The sequence below is a fragment of the Gilvirhabdus luticola genome, from assembly GCF_040117515.1.
Lineage (GTDB): Bacteria > Bacteroidota > Bacteroidia > Flavobacteriales > Flavobacteriaceae > Gilvirhabdus > Gilvirhabdus luticola.
The window spans coordinates 1-14807 of the sequence record NZ_JBEEEN010000010.1; the positions used below are offsets into that span (position 1 = coordinate 1).

The 14807-nt window shown below is 32.0% G+C and carries 13 protein-coding genes; 1 reads left to right on the top strand and 12 read right to left on the bottom strand.

What is annotated here, in order from left to right:
- The first annotated feature begins 160 nt into the window (after positions 1–160).
- Positions 161–661, top strand: a complete 501-nt coding sequence (locus AAFP94_RS13830) for a hypothetical protein (RefSeq protein ID WP_316663608.1) — start codon at positions 161–163, stop codon at positions 659–661.
- On the opposite strand, the gene AAFP94_RS13835 is transcribed toward AAFP94_RS13830, so the two are convergent.
- The 12 genes from AAFP94_RS13835 to AAFP94_RS13890 all read right to left on the bottom strand — a co-directional run bounded on the left by AAFP94_RS13835 (position 654) and on the right by AAFP94_RS13890 (position 14754).
- Positions 654–896: a DUF6095 family protein gene (locus AAFP94_RS13835; RefSeq protein ID WP_316663606.1), complete on the bottom strand. Its 243-nt coding sequence runs from the start codon at positions 894–896 to the stop codon at positions 654–656. The genes AAFP94_RS13830 and AAFP94_RS13835 overlap by 8 nt on opposite strands.
- Positions 886–1704, bottom strand: a complete 819-nt coding sequence (murQ, locus tag AAFP94_RS13840) for an N-acetylmuramic acid 6-phosphate etherase (protein ID WP_316663601.1) — start codon at positions 1702–1704, stop codon at positions 886–888. Before murQ ends, AAFP94_RS13835 begins: the two co-directional genes overlap by 11 nt.
- A gap of 117 nt (positions 1705–1821) precedes the next feature.
- Positions 1822–2634 carry a DUF4249 family protein gene (locus tag AAFP94_RS13845; protein WP_316663598.1) on the bottom strand — a complete coding sequence of 271 codons (813 nt, stop codon included), beginning with the start codon at positions 2632–2634 and terminating at the stop codon, positions 1822–1824.
- Between the two features lie 4 nt (positions 2635–2638).
- Entirely contained in the window at positions 2639–5011 is a 2373-nt protein-coding gene (locus tag AAFP94_RS13850; protein WP_316663596.1) for a TonB-dependent receptor, read from the bottom strand.
- A 73-nt stretch (positions 5012–5084) separates the two neighbouring features.
- Positions 5085–7313 (bottom strand): NADP-dependent isocitrate dehydrogenase, encoded by a 2229-nt coding sequence (locus tag AAFP94_RS13855; RefSeq protein WP_316663593.1) that lies wholly within the window; start codon positions 7311–7313, stop codon positions 5085–5087.
- A gap of 787 nt (positions 7314–8100) precedes the next feature.
- Positions 8101–8451, bottom strand: coding sequence for a 50S ribosomal protein L19 (gene rplS, locus AAFP94_RS13860; protein WP_316663590.1), 351 nt, complete (start codon positions 8449–8451; stop codon positions 8101–8103).
- Between the two features lie 128 nt (positions 8452–8579).
- Positions 8580–9257, bottom strand: coding sequence for a tRNA (guanosine(37)-N1)-methyltransferase TrmD (gene trmD / locus AAFP94_RS13865; RefSeq protein WP_316663587.1), 678 nt, complete (start codon positions 9255–9257; stop codon positions 8580–8582).
- Positions 9258–9287: 30 nt separating this feature from the next.
- Positions 9288–10487 (bottom strand): PHP domain-containing protein, encoded by a 1200-nt coding sequence (locus tag AAFP94_RS13870; RefSeq protein WP_316663584.1) that lies wholly within the window; start codon positions 10485–10487, stop codon positions 9288–9290.
- A 19-nt stretch (positions 10488–10506) separates the two neighbouring features.
- Complete coding sequence (locus AAFP94_RS13875) at positions 10507–10944, bottom strand: GNAT family N-acetyltransferase (protein ID WP_316663581.1); 438 nt, start codon at positions 10942–10944, stop codon at positions 10507–10509.
- Positions 10945–11000: 56 nt separating this feature from the next.
- Positions 11001–11624: a tRNA (guanine-N1)-methyltransferase gene (locus tag AAFP94_RS13880; protein ID WP_316663579.1), complete on the bottom strand. Its 624-nt coding sequence runs from the start codon at positions 11622–11624 to the stop codon at positions 11001–11003.
- Between the two features lie 138 nt (positions 11625–11762).
- Positions 11763–13211: a glyceraldehyde-3-phosphate dehydrogenase gene (locus AAFP94_RS13885; protein WP_316663577.1), complete on the bottom strand. Its 1449-nt coding sequence runs from the start codon at positions 13209–13211 to the stop codon at positions 11763–11765.
- A gap of 139 nt (positions 13212–13350) precedes the next feature.
- Positions 13351–14754 (bottom strand): trypsin-like peptidase domain-containing protein, encoded by a 1404-nt coding sequence (locus AAFP94_RS13890; RefSeq protein ID WP_316663576.1) that lies wholly within the window; start codon positions 14752–14754, stop codon positions 13351–13353.
- Positions 14755–14807: the final 53 nt, after the last annotated feature.

Consider the following 14807-nt stretch of genomic DNA (forward strand, 5'->3'; position numbering starts at 1 on the left):
ACTGCTACTTGTGGGAGAGTAGGTCGCCGCCTTTTTTTAGAAAACCCTTACTAAATTATTAGTAAGGGTTTTTTTGTTTAATCATGTAAGGTTGGAGAGATACTTTGACTAATGCTACAAATAATTTTGAAATTCATTTTATTTAGCTAAATTAGTTTCCATGAATAAAATCATTCAATCTAATCTAAAAAACCTTCAGAAATCTAAAAGGATATTATCAAATTTAACAGATGAAGTGTTATGCGAAACTTCTATTCCTCCATATTATTCTAGTATAGGTTCACACATCCGTCATATTTTGGATTTTTATGATTGTATTTTAAAAATGGACTCAAGCAAGCAAGTTGATTTGACTGCTAGAACTAGAAATAAAAGAGTTGAATCTGATTGCAAAATTGCAAGTTGTTATCTAAATATTATTATTGAAAAGCTCAATCTATTTGATTATGATATGAATGAAACAGTTGAAGTTATTGATGATTTAGGAATGGGAACTACGAAAATTATATATACTATTGGAGCATTATTTGCTCAAGCCAATAGTCATACAATACATCATTATGCTATAATCAATTACATTTTTGAAAAATTAGGTATCGTGTTGAATGATGATGATTTTGGTTATAATCCTACAACTCCAAAGGAGACTTCAGTTAATTAGAAATATTACTTTTAAACATACTATCTAGTATTGTTTTAATTCCTTTAAATCCAAAGTAGACTGCTAACGAACAAATTATTATTGCTACAATTAATATAGGTATATATAATGGTTTTTCTTGATTACTAAAAGCAATATAGATTAAGGTTGGACCGAGAAACATACATATTAAAGTAAGTCCCATTATTTTCAACCCTTTTAATAATAGGTCTTTATCTGTTCTTTTAGTTTTCAATTCTATAATTTTTAATTGCTAAACGTACACTTTGATATTTGTCAAGAAGCTTTTGAGCTTCGTTTTCTGATAAATTTAGCTCTTTCATAACCATTTTTATTCCTCTATCAACAAGCTTGTTGTTACTTAATTGCATATCTACCATTTTATTTCCTCTAACATGACCTAGTTGAATCATAGTCGAAGTTGAAATCATATTAAGTACTAATTTTTGAGCTGTGCCAGCTTTCATACGTGAACTTCCTGTTACAAACTCAGGACCTACAACAACTTCTATGGGATATTTAGCTATTTGAGCTAAAGGACTATTTTGGTTACAAGTAATACAACCAGTAATAATTTTATTCTCATTGCATTTTTTAAGAGCACCAATCACATAAGGTGTTGTACCAGAAGCGGCAATGCCCACAACAATATCGTTATTAGAAATGTGATACGCTTGTAAATCTTTCCATCCTTGTTCTATTGAGTCTTCTGCAAACTCTACAGCTTGACGAATAGCAGAATCACCACCAGCAATAATACCAATCACTAAATCATGAGGTACACCAAACGTTGGTGGACATTCAGATGCATCAACAATCCCCAATCTACCACTCGTGCCAGACCCAATATAAAATAAACGACCACCTTTTTTTAAGTTGCCAACTGCTTGTTCAACCAATGCTTTTATTTGGGGTATGGCTTTTTCAATGGCAAATGGTACTGTTTGATCTTCTTGGTTTATATTAATGAGTAATTCTTCCAGACTCATTTTTTCTAAATGATTGTAGTTTGAATCTTGCTCTGTAATTTTGTTAAAACTCATACATCAAAAGTAAACATTTATAAATGTTAATGAAAGATACAATTAACGAAATGAAGTATTAATTTTAATTTTTTAAAAAGCTAAATTCGCTAATCACGCGATAAGCGTTAATTGAATTCACTCTATTGTATAGACAAACTCATCTGTTTCAGAGAGTCTAAAATATCCAAAAGGAAAGTTGTCAGGATTTGTAATGTTTATACAATTACCTCTTACAGTCGCTGGTTGCGTTTCAAAAGGACCACCTCCATCTTCACTATTTTGTTGTAAAAGTACAAACATAAATTCATAGAATTGTTTTGAAACACCATTATTTCTTATCACAACTTCATCACCAGCTTCTAAATCTTCTTCGGTATAAAAGCCAAATACTTGGTTACCATTGGTAAATCTATCTTCGTAAACTTCAAGGGAAGGAATAGCTGTGACATCACTTATAAACTCAAAGAAATAATAGTTTTCTTCGTCTTCTGGATCTGTATAATAGACTTTAAGTTCCATTTCTTCTCCAGAAAACCCACCATCATTAATTTGCTCAACATATTCTATTGAACTAACTGATTTCAAGGTTTCGGTAGCCTTATAAGCATCACCATTATAAACAATATTGAGCGTATAGGTTTCATCTATAATAGGTATAAAGGTGGAGTTTTGATACATGCCAGTATTATTATCTTCTATAAAAACAAAGGTATTATTACTACTATCAGTTATTTCTACTACGGCATTATTAGCTGGTGGTACTGATGTATTAAAATATGGTGCAGAAAGCGAAAGTTTAATGCTTTGCTCATTTCCTGCGGTTCCTTTTACCCAATTAATTGAAGCATCTATAACTAATCTTGGAGCGGCTTCATTTAGATCAACATCTATTTGGTCTTCGCATGAAAAGCACAAAAATATAAGAAGTAAGTATATTATTTTTTTCATCGCTCTAGAATTTAAAATTATAAGAAACCGCCGGGACTATTCCAAAAATGGTTAATCGTATGGCTTCGTTATTTCCTGTTGTACGGTTTTCTCTAAAGGTAATTGAAGCGGCATTTTTTCTGTTATAAACATTATAGATTCCAAATACCCAATTGTTTTTCCAGCGCCTATCTTTTTTTGGTTTTGGTGTGTAATTAGCCGAAATATCTAATCTATGGTATAGTGGTAATCTGTTGGCATTACGTAATTCGAAACTTGGTATACTAATACCATTATATTCATATTGCGCATTTGGATAAGTTGTTGGTTGCCCAGTTTGAAGGAGAAAATTAGTACTAAAGCTCCATCGGTCATTTAACTTATAATTTCCTGTTACAGAAAGATCGTGGGTTTTGTCGTAAGCTGTATTGTACCATTGACCGTAATTTATTCCCGTTTCAGTAGGTGTTCTTCCCGCTGTTTGTTGTTCTGATTTAGATAGAGTATAGGCAACCCAACCTTGAAAATTACCTTCATTTTTTCGTAACAAAAATTCAAATCCATAAGCTCTTGCTTCACCATTTAAAATGACTTGTTCTATAGCATTATTTGCTATTAAATCGGCACCATCAACGTAATCGATTCTATTTTTAATGGTTTTGTAAAACCCTTCAACTTCTAAAGCATAGATGTTATTTATATTTTTGAAATAGCCCAAGGCGACTTGATCTAACAATTGAGGTTTTATGTATTTACCGCTAGGCGCCCAAACATCTAGAGGTGTTGGTGAACTTGTATTAGACAATAAGTGTAGGTATTGACTCATTCGATTATAACTGGCTTTGATAGAACTTGTCTCATTTAATTGATAGGCTAAAGATATCCTTGGTTCTATATTAAAGAAATCTTTTATTACATTACTTCTGCTAATACTTTCTGTGCCGATTGGTTCTGCTTTTTGATAAATTTGTAGATCTTCATTAAACACAATAGGATTATCATTATCATAGATATTTAATTCATCTTGACCTAATCTTAAAAAAGAGCTAAACCTTAATCCATAATACACTGAAAGTTTATTGGAAATCTTGTGCTCGGCATCAAGATATACGGCATTTTCAAACGCATATTTATCAATTAACTTGAAGGGATTTATACCTGAACTTTCTGTTGTTGGTTTAATATCACCAGGATTAAATTTGTAATAAATGCTATTTAAGCCAAATTCTAGTTTTAGCTTATCATTAATGTAATATTTAAAATCATATTTTAAATTGAAATTTCGAATGCCGGAAGTCCAATCAAATTCGACAAAATTTAATTTTAAATCGTAGTCATAGTCAGAATAAATTAATGAGAGATTAGAAAATAATTTACCAGAGAATAAGTGATTCCATCTGAAATTTAAGACTGTATTTCCGTAGGTGTTTTCAAAAGTATCTCCAATTTCAAAAACGTCTCTACCAAAGTAACCAGATAGATAAATGTTATTTCTATCATTTAATCTGTAGCTTAATTTGGTATTGAGGTCATAAAAATAAGCCACATTATCAATGTCAAATAGCGGCAAAAATAAATGTGCATAACTACTTCTACCACCAAATAAAAAAGCACCATTATCTTGTTTTATTGGCCCTTCCACAAGTAATCGACTAGAAATCAAACCAATGCCACCGTTCATTTTAAACGTATTGCTATTCCCTTCTTTTTGATAGATGTCAAGAACAGAAGATACGCGACCTCCATATTTTGCAGGAATGCCACCTTTATAGAGTTTGATATCTTTTATGGCATCTGGATTAAATACTGAAAACAAACCAAATAAATGTGATGAATTAAAAATAGTAGCTTCATCTAAAAGAATTAAATTCTGATCAACAGCACCACCTCTAACATTAAAACCAGATGAATTTTCACCTGCATTAGTAACACCAGGTAAAAGCGTTATAGATTTTATAACATCTACTTCACCAAGTACGACTGGCATTTGTTTAATCGTGTTAATTGATAATGCATTAACACTCATTTGAGGGTTTTTTATGTTTAACTTTTCAACATCAGTCTTTATAACAACTTCGTCTAAACTTTCTGTGCTTTCTGTAAGTTGAAAATTAAGTGTTTTATTTTCATTTAACTGAATGGATTGTTCCAAAGTTGAAAATCCTAAATAGCTAATCTGAATATTATAAATGCCTTCGGGTAATGTTATAGAGTAAAACCCATATTCGTTTGTTATCGTACCAGTCTCAAATTCGGTTATGATAATGTTTACACCTATAAGTGTTTCATTACTTTCTTGTTCTGAAATGTTACCACTTAATGTGAATTTCTCTTGTGCAGAAATTATGAGGGAACAAAAGCAAAAAGCAAAACACAAGATTGAATTATAAAACTTCACAATAGTATTTTAATTTTAAAAATAAAAAACCTACTCCTTTTAAACCTTGCTTTTTAATAAGGAAAGTCTATGACTACATTATAGAATTCAATATGCTATTAAATGTTTTGCTTGGTCTCATAGCTTGATTTACTAGATGCTCATTGGGCTTATAATAACCTCCTATATCAACAGGAGAACCTTGAGCTGCATTTAATTCATTTATAATTGTTGTTTCGTTTTCATTTAAATATTTTGCTAGTTTTTGAAACTTCGATTTTAAAATTTGATCTTTAGTTTGTTCAGCTAAAGATTGGGCCCAATAAAGAGCTAAATAAAAGTGACTTCCTCTATTATCTAACTCGCCAACCAATCTAGAAGGTGATTTTTTATTATCTAAAAACGTATCGGTTGCATCATCTAAAGTTTCTGATAGAACCAATGCCTTAGAGTTGTCATTTACATTCCCAAAATGCTCCAGAGAAACTGCTAATGCTAAAAATTCTCCGAGTGAATCCCAACGTAAATGACCTTCTTCTAAAAATTGTTCAACGTGCTTTGGAGCCGATCCACCAGCGCCGGTTTCAAATAATCCACCGCCATTCATTAACGGAACAATTGAAAGCATTTTTGCACTGGTTCCAACTTCTAATATTGGAAATAAATCGGTTAAATAATCTCTTAATACGTTACCAGTAACAGATATTGTATCTTTTCCATCTTTAATTCTTTCCAGGGTATAAAGTGTTGCCTTAAAAGGAGAAAGAATTTTAATTTCTAAACCAGAAGTATCATGATTTGGTAAATAAGTTTTTACTTTTTTAATCAGTTCAGCATCATGAGACCTGTTTTCATCTAACCAAAAAACAATTGGAGTATCTGTTGCCCTTGCTCTTGAAACCGCGAGTTTTATCCAATCCTGGATGGGAGCATCTTTAACTTGGCACATACGCCAAATATCTCCTTCTTCTACGTTGTGCTCAATCAAAATATTTTTATTGGTGTCAACAACGCGAACAACACCGTCTACTTCAATTTCAAATGTTTTATCGTGAGAACCATACTCTTCTGCTTTTTGAGCCATAAGGCCAACATTAGGAACTGTTCCCATTGTAGTTGGATCAAAAGCTCCATGCTCTTTACAAAAATCTATTGTAGCTTGATAAACAGGAGCATAACTGCTATCTGGAATAACAGCTTTGGTGTCTTGAAGCTCTCCTTTAGCATTCCACATTTTCCCTGAAGTTCTTATCATTGCTGGCATTGATGCATCAATTATAACATCACTTGGCACATGAAGATTGGTTACACCTTTATCTGAATTCACCATGGCGATTGCAGGACCATTTTGGTAAACGGCATTAATATCTGCTTCAATTTCTTTGCAAACATCTTGAGGTAATTCTTTAATTCTTTGCAGTAGATTGCCTAATCCAGAATTAACATTGACTCCCAAATTACTGATTGTCTTACCATGTTTTTCAAATACATCTTTGAAAAATATTTTTACAGCATGCCCAAAAATAATAGGATCAGACACTTTCATCATAGTGCCTTTCATGTGTAAAGAAAAAAGTACGTTTTTAGATTTAGAATCTCTAACTTGTTCTGTAAAGAAAGTGATTAGCGATCTTTTACTCATCACCGTAGCGTCAATGATTTCTCCTTCTTGTAATGCTATATCACTTTTTAAAATAGTCGTTTTGCCATTATTATCAATATGTTCTATATTTATTGAGGTGGTTTTGTTTATTGTAACAGATTTTTCATTGTGAAAAAAGTCACCTTCTTGCATCGTAGCAACATGTGTTTTAGAGTCTTTACTCCATGGGCCCATTGAATGAGGATTCTTTCTTGCATAATTCTTAACAGCTTTTGGAGCTCTTCTATCTGAATTCCCTTCTCTTAAAACAGGATTAACTGCACTACCTTTTATCTTATCGTATCTTGCTTTTACTTCTTTTTCAATTTCAGTTTCAGGCTCCTCTGGATAACTAGGAATATCATATCCTAACAATTGTAGTTCTGAAATAGCACTTTTTAATTGTGGAATTGACGCGCTAATATTAGGTAGTTTAATAATGTTAGCCTCTGGTTTTTTTGCCAATTCTCCTAATTCAGATAAAGCATCAGTAACTTTTTGTTCTTCAGAAAGGTAGTCTGGAAAATTAGCCAAAATTCTAGCTGCCAATGAAATATCTTTGGTTTCTATTTGTATGCCTCCTGTTGAAACAAATGATTGAACAATTGGTAATAGAGAATAGGTGGCTAAAGCTGGAGCTTCATCTGTTTTTGTATAAATTATCGTAGAATGATTAGACATGTAATAGATTATTTCTAGTAGATACTAAAGGTTATGTTTTTTCGAATTGCAAATATACAAAAATGAATAGGGAATAAGTGTATTTAGAATGTAGATTGGAGAAAAATTATTACACTAAAACAGGTATTTTTTTAAAAGACAAAAGCCATATCACTGTAGACTTAACTACTCTGACATGGCTTTCTATGAAATAGTTCTTGCGTGATCTATTTAGTATTTCTACTAACTCATTTAACACTTTCGTCTTAAACTTTTCAATTCAAGCTTTCACTATTTCAAGAAACGTTTTGTGTTGTAACTTTCAAAATGTATTGACATGTTACCAAATCGTTTCCGTCTAATTGTTTTTCTTGATGTTTGATTACTTATTTTTCGTTTTCACGTCAAACTTATTTTCAAACATTGCTTCCTTTTTCAAGATTTCCTTTCGTCTCTCTTGTTTTTGGAAACTTTCAACTGTTCCAGTTTGCTCTCTGCTTGCACATCTAGCTCTTCTTACAGCATCTTGGTTCTTCTGCTTCCACACGCCTACACGTGCTGCTTCTAAACCTCAAAAAACAATTATATATAAAGAACGTTGCTTTATAAGAACCTAACTCAAATTTACTTTTTCAAATAAAACCAACTTGCGTTGTTGTTAAATCCTTCTGCTAATATATATCAAGAATTCAAATTTGCAAATTTTTATAGCAATTAGATATTCACCAATTATAAACCGTAATTATTAACAATTGTTAATAAAAAAAGCCTTGATTTGTCAAGGCTTTTCAGAGATATTAAACGTTTGTTAACGTCTTCTTTCTTTAATTCTAGCTTTTTTGCCTGTAAGACCTCTGAAGTAATATATACGTGCTCTACGTACTTTACCTCTTTTATTGATCTCAATTTTCTGTAAAGCTGGCATGTTGATTGGAAATATACGCTCCACACCTACAGTTCCAGACATTTTTCTAATAGTAAAAGTTTCAGAAGCACCTGTTCCTCTTTTTTGAATAACCACACCTCTAAAGAACTGTGTACGTACCTTATCACCTTCTCTAATTTCGTAGTACACTGTGATTGTGTCTCCAGCTCCAAATTCTGGGAAGTCCTTTTTTGTTACAAACTCGTCTTGTACAAATTTTACTAAAGATTCCATTTTTAATTGATTTAAATATTTATCCGTAACAACATTCACGATTTTCGCCAGAGGTTAATCCGAAATTGGCTGCAAAGATAATTAATAATTAATAATGAACAATTAAAAATTATAATTTTTAAAACCGTTTAATCATTCAATAAATCAGGCCTTCTATCTTTTGTTCGCTGGTAAGCTTGTTCTTCTCGCCATTTTTCAATTTCTGGAAAGTTTCCACTGAAGAGTAAATCTGGTACTTTCCAACTTTTATATTCTCTTGGTCTGGTATAAATTGGAGGTGCTAATAAATTGTCTTGAAATGAATCTGTTAATGCTGAAGTCTCATTACCAAGAACTCCAGGGATTAATCTAATAATAGCGTCACAAAAAACTGCAGCACCAAGTTCTCCTCCAGATAACACATAATCACCAATAGATATTTCTCGTGTTATAAAATGGTCGCGTACACGTTGGTCTACACCTTTGTAATGTCCACAAAGAATTATGATATTTTTTTTTAAAGACATTTCGTTGGCAATGCTTTGCTTTAAAGTTTCTCCATCAGGTGTCATGTAGATAATCTCGTCGTAATCTCTTTCAGATTTTAGTTTGGTAATGCATTTGTCAATAGGTTCTACCATCATGACCATTCCTGCACCACCACCAAACTGATAGTCGTCAACAGATTTGTAATTGTCTGTTGTATAATCACGAAGATTATGTGTATGTACTTCTACCAAATTGGCTTCTATGGCACGTTTTAAAATAGAAGCTTCAAAAGGACTTTTAAGTAATTCTGGTAAAACTGTGATGATATCTATACGCATTACAAATGCTTTAAGTAATGCAAAGATAAATTATTTTGAATTGACTACTATAGGTTGTGTCCATGCAGATTCATACAACAAATTTTCAATGGGATTTCTATGTAATTTTGATGAAATCACTTTGCATCTTACAAAAAGGATATCATTAGTAATTTTAAAACTAGCTTTATTTCCTTCAACAATCATTAACTCTTCTGGGATAGTTTTTCCTTTTTTACATCCAATAAAGGATATTTTATAGTTTAAATCTTTTTCTTTTTTTACATCTATAGAAATCACATTATTATCGAAATTAATATCATTTAGTTCAACACCAGTACTTGAATAAAATTCTCCTTCCTCCAAAGCCTCAATTAACGATTTTGGATTAAGTTCATTCGACCTTACCATAATCCAACCTCTACCTGCATTACTCCATTGACTTCCATTATTGTGGTAATGATGTGAATCATCTGTTGCTAGTCCGTACATTATTGGTTTATTGTTTTTGATGTAAGCAATATTAATAAGGTCCCACATTTCTTCTGTAGAGATATGGATAGAATCTCCAAAATTATGAACCATAGGATGACCATTATATATTTCAAAAAAGCGCTCGCCTCTCAAAGCAACCATATCTTGTAGACCTATTGCATAGCCAAAATTGGGGTGATTAACATGTGGAATCATGGGAGTTCCTGTTGCTTCACGTTGGTTGATTACTGCATCAATATTATTTTGAAGCACTTCAATAACGCTATTTCCTCCTTGTGGTTCTATAAGATTTTGAATGTTGGTTGCGTTAAGATGGATTGGCTTGTTTTTATAATGGTCAGTAATTTCTTCGGATTTAATAATCAAAAACTTGCCTTGTTCTTCATATCGGTTTTGGTATTCTTCTAGAGTTTTCAATTTTACATTGATTTGACCAGAATCCACTTTGTAATTCACCCATTCTTCCCCGTAATTTTTAAGATAGTTGTTAAAACCTTGTAGATGAATACTATCATCATTGATAGTTACCCATTTATCTCCTTCTGCGAGAATATTATGATCAGACAGTGCAACAAAATTATAATTATTTGCTTTGTACCAATCCATGATTAATTCAGGAAATTCATCTCCATCACTCCAATAAGAATGAGTATGAAGATTCCCTTTAAACCAATGCTTTGTGGAAGATGATGTTTGTTTAGCACAACCATGGATTATCAAAAAAGAAGCTATTATGATTAATCTTGAAGAATGCATTCTATGATTTTTATAAAGTTTACTTGTTTGTCCAATAATAATCCAAATAGGGTTCTTTTTCCCAACCCAATTGTTCGTATAAAAATTGAGCTGGATTTTCTATACCGGTTTGCAACCCAAGACCTTTATAATTTTTCACTTTACAATGCTCTTTAGCTTTATTTAATAATGCAGATCCTACTCCTTTTTTTCTATAGTCTTTGTGTACATAGAGATCATTAAGAATATAACTTCTCTTCATTGAGACAGATGAAAAACTAGGATATAACTGTGTAAAACCAACGGCAACATCATCAATGTAAGCGATAAAGATTACGGATTGGTTTTTAGTTATTCTATCTTGTAAAAACTGTTTAGCACTTTCTTTATCTGATTCTTGTTCATAAAAAATTCTATAAGAATCAAATAATAATACTAAATCATTAACGTGTTCGGTGTTGGCTTCAATAATGTTCAAAATAAAAAAAATCTGTAAGTGAAATTACAGATTTTTAAATTATTTAAATAGGATTTTTAATTCGAAGTTTTTTGTTTGTTGATTTCGTCTTGAAGTTGGCGCCTTACTTTTTGTTCTCTTTCAAGTGCAACTTTTCTATGTTCTTCAAATTCTTCTTCGATTTCTGCAAGAGCATTTTTAGCTTGTTTTGTAACAGAGTTGCTATTTTTAAACTTGTAAATAAAAAATACCAGAAGAGCCAATAAACCAGCAATTATAACCCACATGAGCATATTGTAACCCGATTTACTCATTTGCATACCAAACAAAGTCATACTATCTTTTTCCTTATTAGTGGCATCTAGCGATGTTTGTGTTGTAGATAAGTTAGCCTTTAAATCGTTTATTTCTTTTTGCTGTTCTGAAACAACTAAATTTGTACTGTCAAGTTCATCATGAACAGCTTTAAGTGAGTCTATTACATGAGATTTCAAAGTATACAACCAGTTGGTTTTTACAACCTTGTAATCTTGATACCTGTTTGAACGTCGAATAATAAATTCAAATTGATTATCAATGCTTCCGCTATTTAAAGAAAGTGTTTCTTCTTCCTGACTTGGTTCTTGATTTGATTGTGCGTAGGTATTTACAGAACTAATTAATATTAAAAAGATTAATGCAATAAATTTAAATTGATTCATTCGGGAGTTTTTTTGGTTGAATATGTTTTTACGAATTTATAAAATAATGTTTACTTATATAGTTTAATTCAATAAAAAGCCTCTTTTTATTGAGGCCAATTTATATACGCAAAGAATAATGCTTTAGATTATTGTTTACTAATAGTATGTATAACGTCTTACTTTGGCGATATATTTTGCCAATCGGATAACTTGATGGCTGTAGCCATATTCATTATCATACCAAATATATAGTACAACATTCTTACCATTATTAGACACTATTGTTGCTTTACTGTCATAAATTGAAGGTGCCGAACTACCAACAATATCACTTGATACAAGCTCGTCACTCAATTCGAATTTTATCTGTTCAACCAAATCACCTTCCAGGGCATACTTTTTTATAATGGTATTAAAACCTTCTAAAGAAGTAGAATTTTCAAGTTCCAAATTTAAAATAGCCAAAGAACCATTTGGAACAGGAACTCTAATGGCATTAGATGTTAGTTTGCCTTCTAAACTTGGTAAGGCCTTTGCCACAGCTCTGCCAGCACCTGTTTCTGTTATCACCATATTTAATGCTGCAGCTCTACCACGACGATATTTTTTGTGAAAGTTGTCCACCAAATTTTGATCATTTGTGTAGGCGTGAATAGTTTCTAAATGCCCGTTTTTTACTCCAAAAGAATCTTCAACGGCTTTCAAAATTGGGGTGATGGCATTTGTAGTACATGATGCTGCCGAAAAAATATTGACTTTATCAGGATTATACTCATTGTGATTAACGCCATGAACAATATTTGGAATTCCTTTTCCAGGAGCAGTTAGTAATACTTTTTCAACCCCTTTTGATGCTAAATGTCTTTTTAATGCCTCTTCATCTCTAAAGGCTCCAGTATTATCTATAACTAAAGCATTATTGATACCAAATTTTGTGTAATCAATATCTTCGGGAGCATTAGCAGAAATCATTTTTACTGTAGTACCACTTAAGATTAATGCACTGTTTTTAAGGTCTGCAATAACGGTTCCTGGAAATTCACCATGCACGGAATCATTTCTTAAAAGGGAAGCTCTCTTTTCTAAAATGGTCTCATTTATTTCACCACGAGTTACAATAGCTCTTAATCGTAGTTGACTGCCTTTGCCTGTTCTAGTCATTAATTCACGAGCAACCAATCTACCAATTCTACCAAAACCATAAAGAATTACATCTTTTGGTTCTATTGTACCATTCTTATTAGCATCTTTAAGTTTGTTAGCTACAAAGGATGTGGCATTGCCATATTTCTTATCTTCAATATGATATTCATAGGTAAGTTTACCAATATCCAATTTTGCAGGCGGAACATCTAATGTTTTGATGGCTTGAGCAATTTCTACCGAATCAAAAATTGAAATTGGTTTTTGAACAAATTCGCCAGCATAAGCATGAAGGTTCAAAATCTGACTTACATTTCTGTCGATCAATTGATTTCTGAAAAGAACTAACTCAATTGATTTGTCATACCACAAATCACTCACAATTTTTATAAATTCTACCGTTGCTCTTCTTCTGTCAGCTTGAAAAGCCAACTCTTTTTCATAAGTTGTATTAAAACTCATTTGCTGATAATGTTTTGCGTTGTTAAATTTTGCGCAAAATTAGTTTATTTCAAACGTTTTCGTAAACAATTTTAACAAAAAAAACCCTCTAATTTTAATTAGAGGGTTAAGTAATTGTAACAAGAATAATCAAGCTAAACTACTTGAAATTGTATCGCTCTTTTTCGCCATTTAAATTGATAAGGTCAATTCTTAATGGCTCATAATCGCTTCTACCGCTCATAATCTGTTCAACATCATCTACAGATTTTACTTTAACGTCGTTAATTGCTGTAATAATGCAACCTTCTTTTATACCGTTGTTCTTCCAATAATCTTTATAACGGTCGCTTAACCTAGATATTTTAAGACCATTATTTACACCAAATTTTTTAAGTTCATTTTTATTAGCATTTTTCAGAACTCCTATAACTGGAACGAAAACAGTTTCATTTCTCGAGAGTTTTACAGGCAATACTTTAATATCTCCATTTCGTAGTACAGAAACTTTAACAACATCTTCTGGTCTTTTCGTACCTAGATAGCCTCTTAAATCAGCAAACTTTGAAATTTTTACATTATCTATTTTGGTAATGATATCACCACTTTTAACACCAGCCTTGTCTGCACCAGAGTCTTCTACAACTTCACTTACATAAAAACCTTCAGTAGTATTAATATCAAGCTCTTCAGCGGATTTACTATTGAGTGATCCACCTGTAACTCCTAGAATACCGTTTTGTACATTACCATACTCCATAATGTCTTCTATAACTTTTCTAGCAATGTTGCTTGGCACTGCAAAAGAATAACCGATATATGAACCTGTTTGAGAAGTAATAGCAGTATTAATTCCAATAAGTTCTCCTTTTGTATTTACTAAAGCACCACCCGAATTGCCTGGATTTACAGCGGCATCTGTTTGAATAAAAGATTGATAACTAGAACCGCTTAAATCGCGAGATTTTGCACTAATAATACCAGCTGTTACTGTAGATGTAAGATTGAAAGGATTACCGACTGCTAGAACCCATTCACCGATTTTGGCCTGATCTGAATCTCCAAAAGTAGCATATTCTAAATCTTCATCCGCTACAATTTTTAGTAGCGCAATATCTGTTTTGGCATCGGATCCAATAATTTCGGCATTATATGTTTTATTATTATTAAGTGTTACGGAAAGTGCTTGAGAACCATTTATAACATGATTGTTAGTGATAATATATCCATCTGGTGAAACAATTACACCAGAGCCTGTTCCTATTTGCTGCCTTTGTGAACTTCTACCAAATAGCAGATCTTGTAATGTCGTTGGACTGCCCACAATAGCTGTGTTCTTAACATGTACTACTGAATGTACGGCTTTTTCTGCTGCCTCTACAAAATTGCTCGGAACGGCTGTATCGTATATGTTACTAACCGTATGGTTTGTTGGCAAAAAAGTTGGTTGTTCAGTTGTTGCGACGACCATATCGCTTTTAGGTTCTAAAAAAATCTTGTAAGCACTTAAAGTTAAAATTCCACCTAATGCTGAAACAAGTACTAATCCAAAAATCTTTTTCATAATGTAAAACAGTTTAAGTTCAAAATTATAACGATTAAAATTAAATATTTATT

Excerpts from the sequence above, each read along its gene's own strand:
- AAFP94_RS13830 (WP_316663608.1), top strand. The coding sequence starts at position 161 with ATGAATAAAATCATTCAATCTAATCTAAAAAACCTTCAGAAATCTAAA.
- murQ (WP_316663601.1), bottom strand. The coding sequence starts at position 1,704 with ATGAGTTTTAACAAAATTACAGAGCAAGATTCAAACTACAATCATTTA.
- AAFP94_RS13845 (WP_316663598.1), bottom strand. The coding sequence starts at position 2,634 with ATGAAAAAAATAATATACTTACTTCTTATATTTTTGTGCTTTTCATGC.
- AAFP94_RS13855 (WP_316663593.1), bottom strand. The coding sequence starts at position 7,313 with ATGTCTAATCATTCTACGATAATTTATACAAAAACAGATGAAGCTCCA.
- rplS (WP_316663590.1), bottom strand. The coding sequence starts at position 8,451 with ATGGAATCTTTAGTAAAATTTGTACAAGACGAGTTTGTAACAAAAAAG.
- trmD (WP_316663587.1), bottom strand. The coding sequence starts at position 9,257 with ATGCGTATAGATATCATCACAGTTTTACCAGAATTACTTAAAAGTCCT.
- AAFP94_RS13870 (WP_316663584.1), bottom strand. The coding sequence starts at position 10,487 with ATGCATTCTTCAAGATTAATCATAATAGCTTCTTTTTTGATAATCCAT.
- AAFP94_RS13880 (WP_316663579.1), bottom strand. The coding sequence starts at position 11,624 with ATGAATCAATTTAAATTTATTGCATTAATCTTTTTAATATTAATTAGT.
- AAFP94_RS13885 (WP_316663577.1), bottom strand. The coding sequence starts at position 13,211 with ATGAGTTTTAATACAACTTATGAAAAAGAGTTGGCTTTTCAAGCTGAC.
- AAFP94_RS13890 (WP_316663576.1), bottom strand. The coding sequence starts at position 14,754 with ATGAAAAAGATTTTTGGATTAGTACTTGTTTCAGCATTAGGTGGAATT.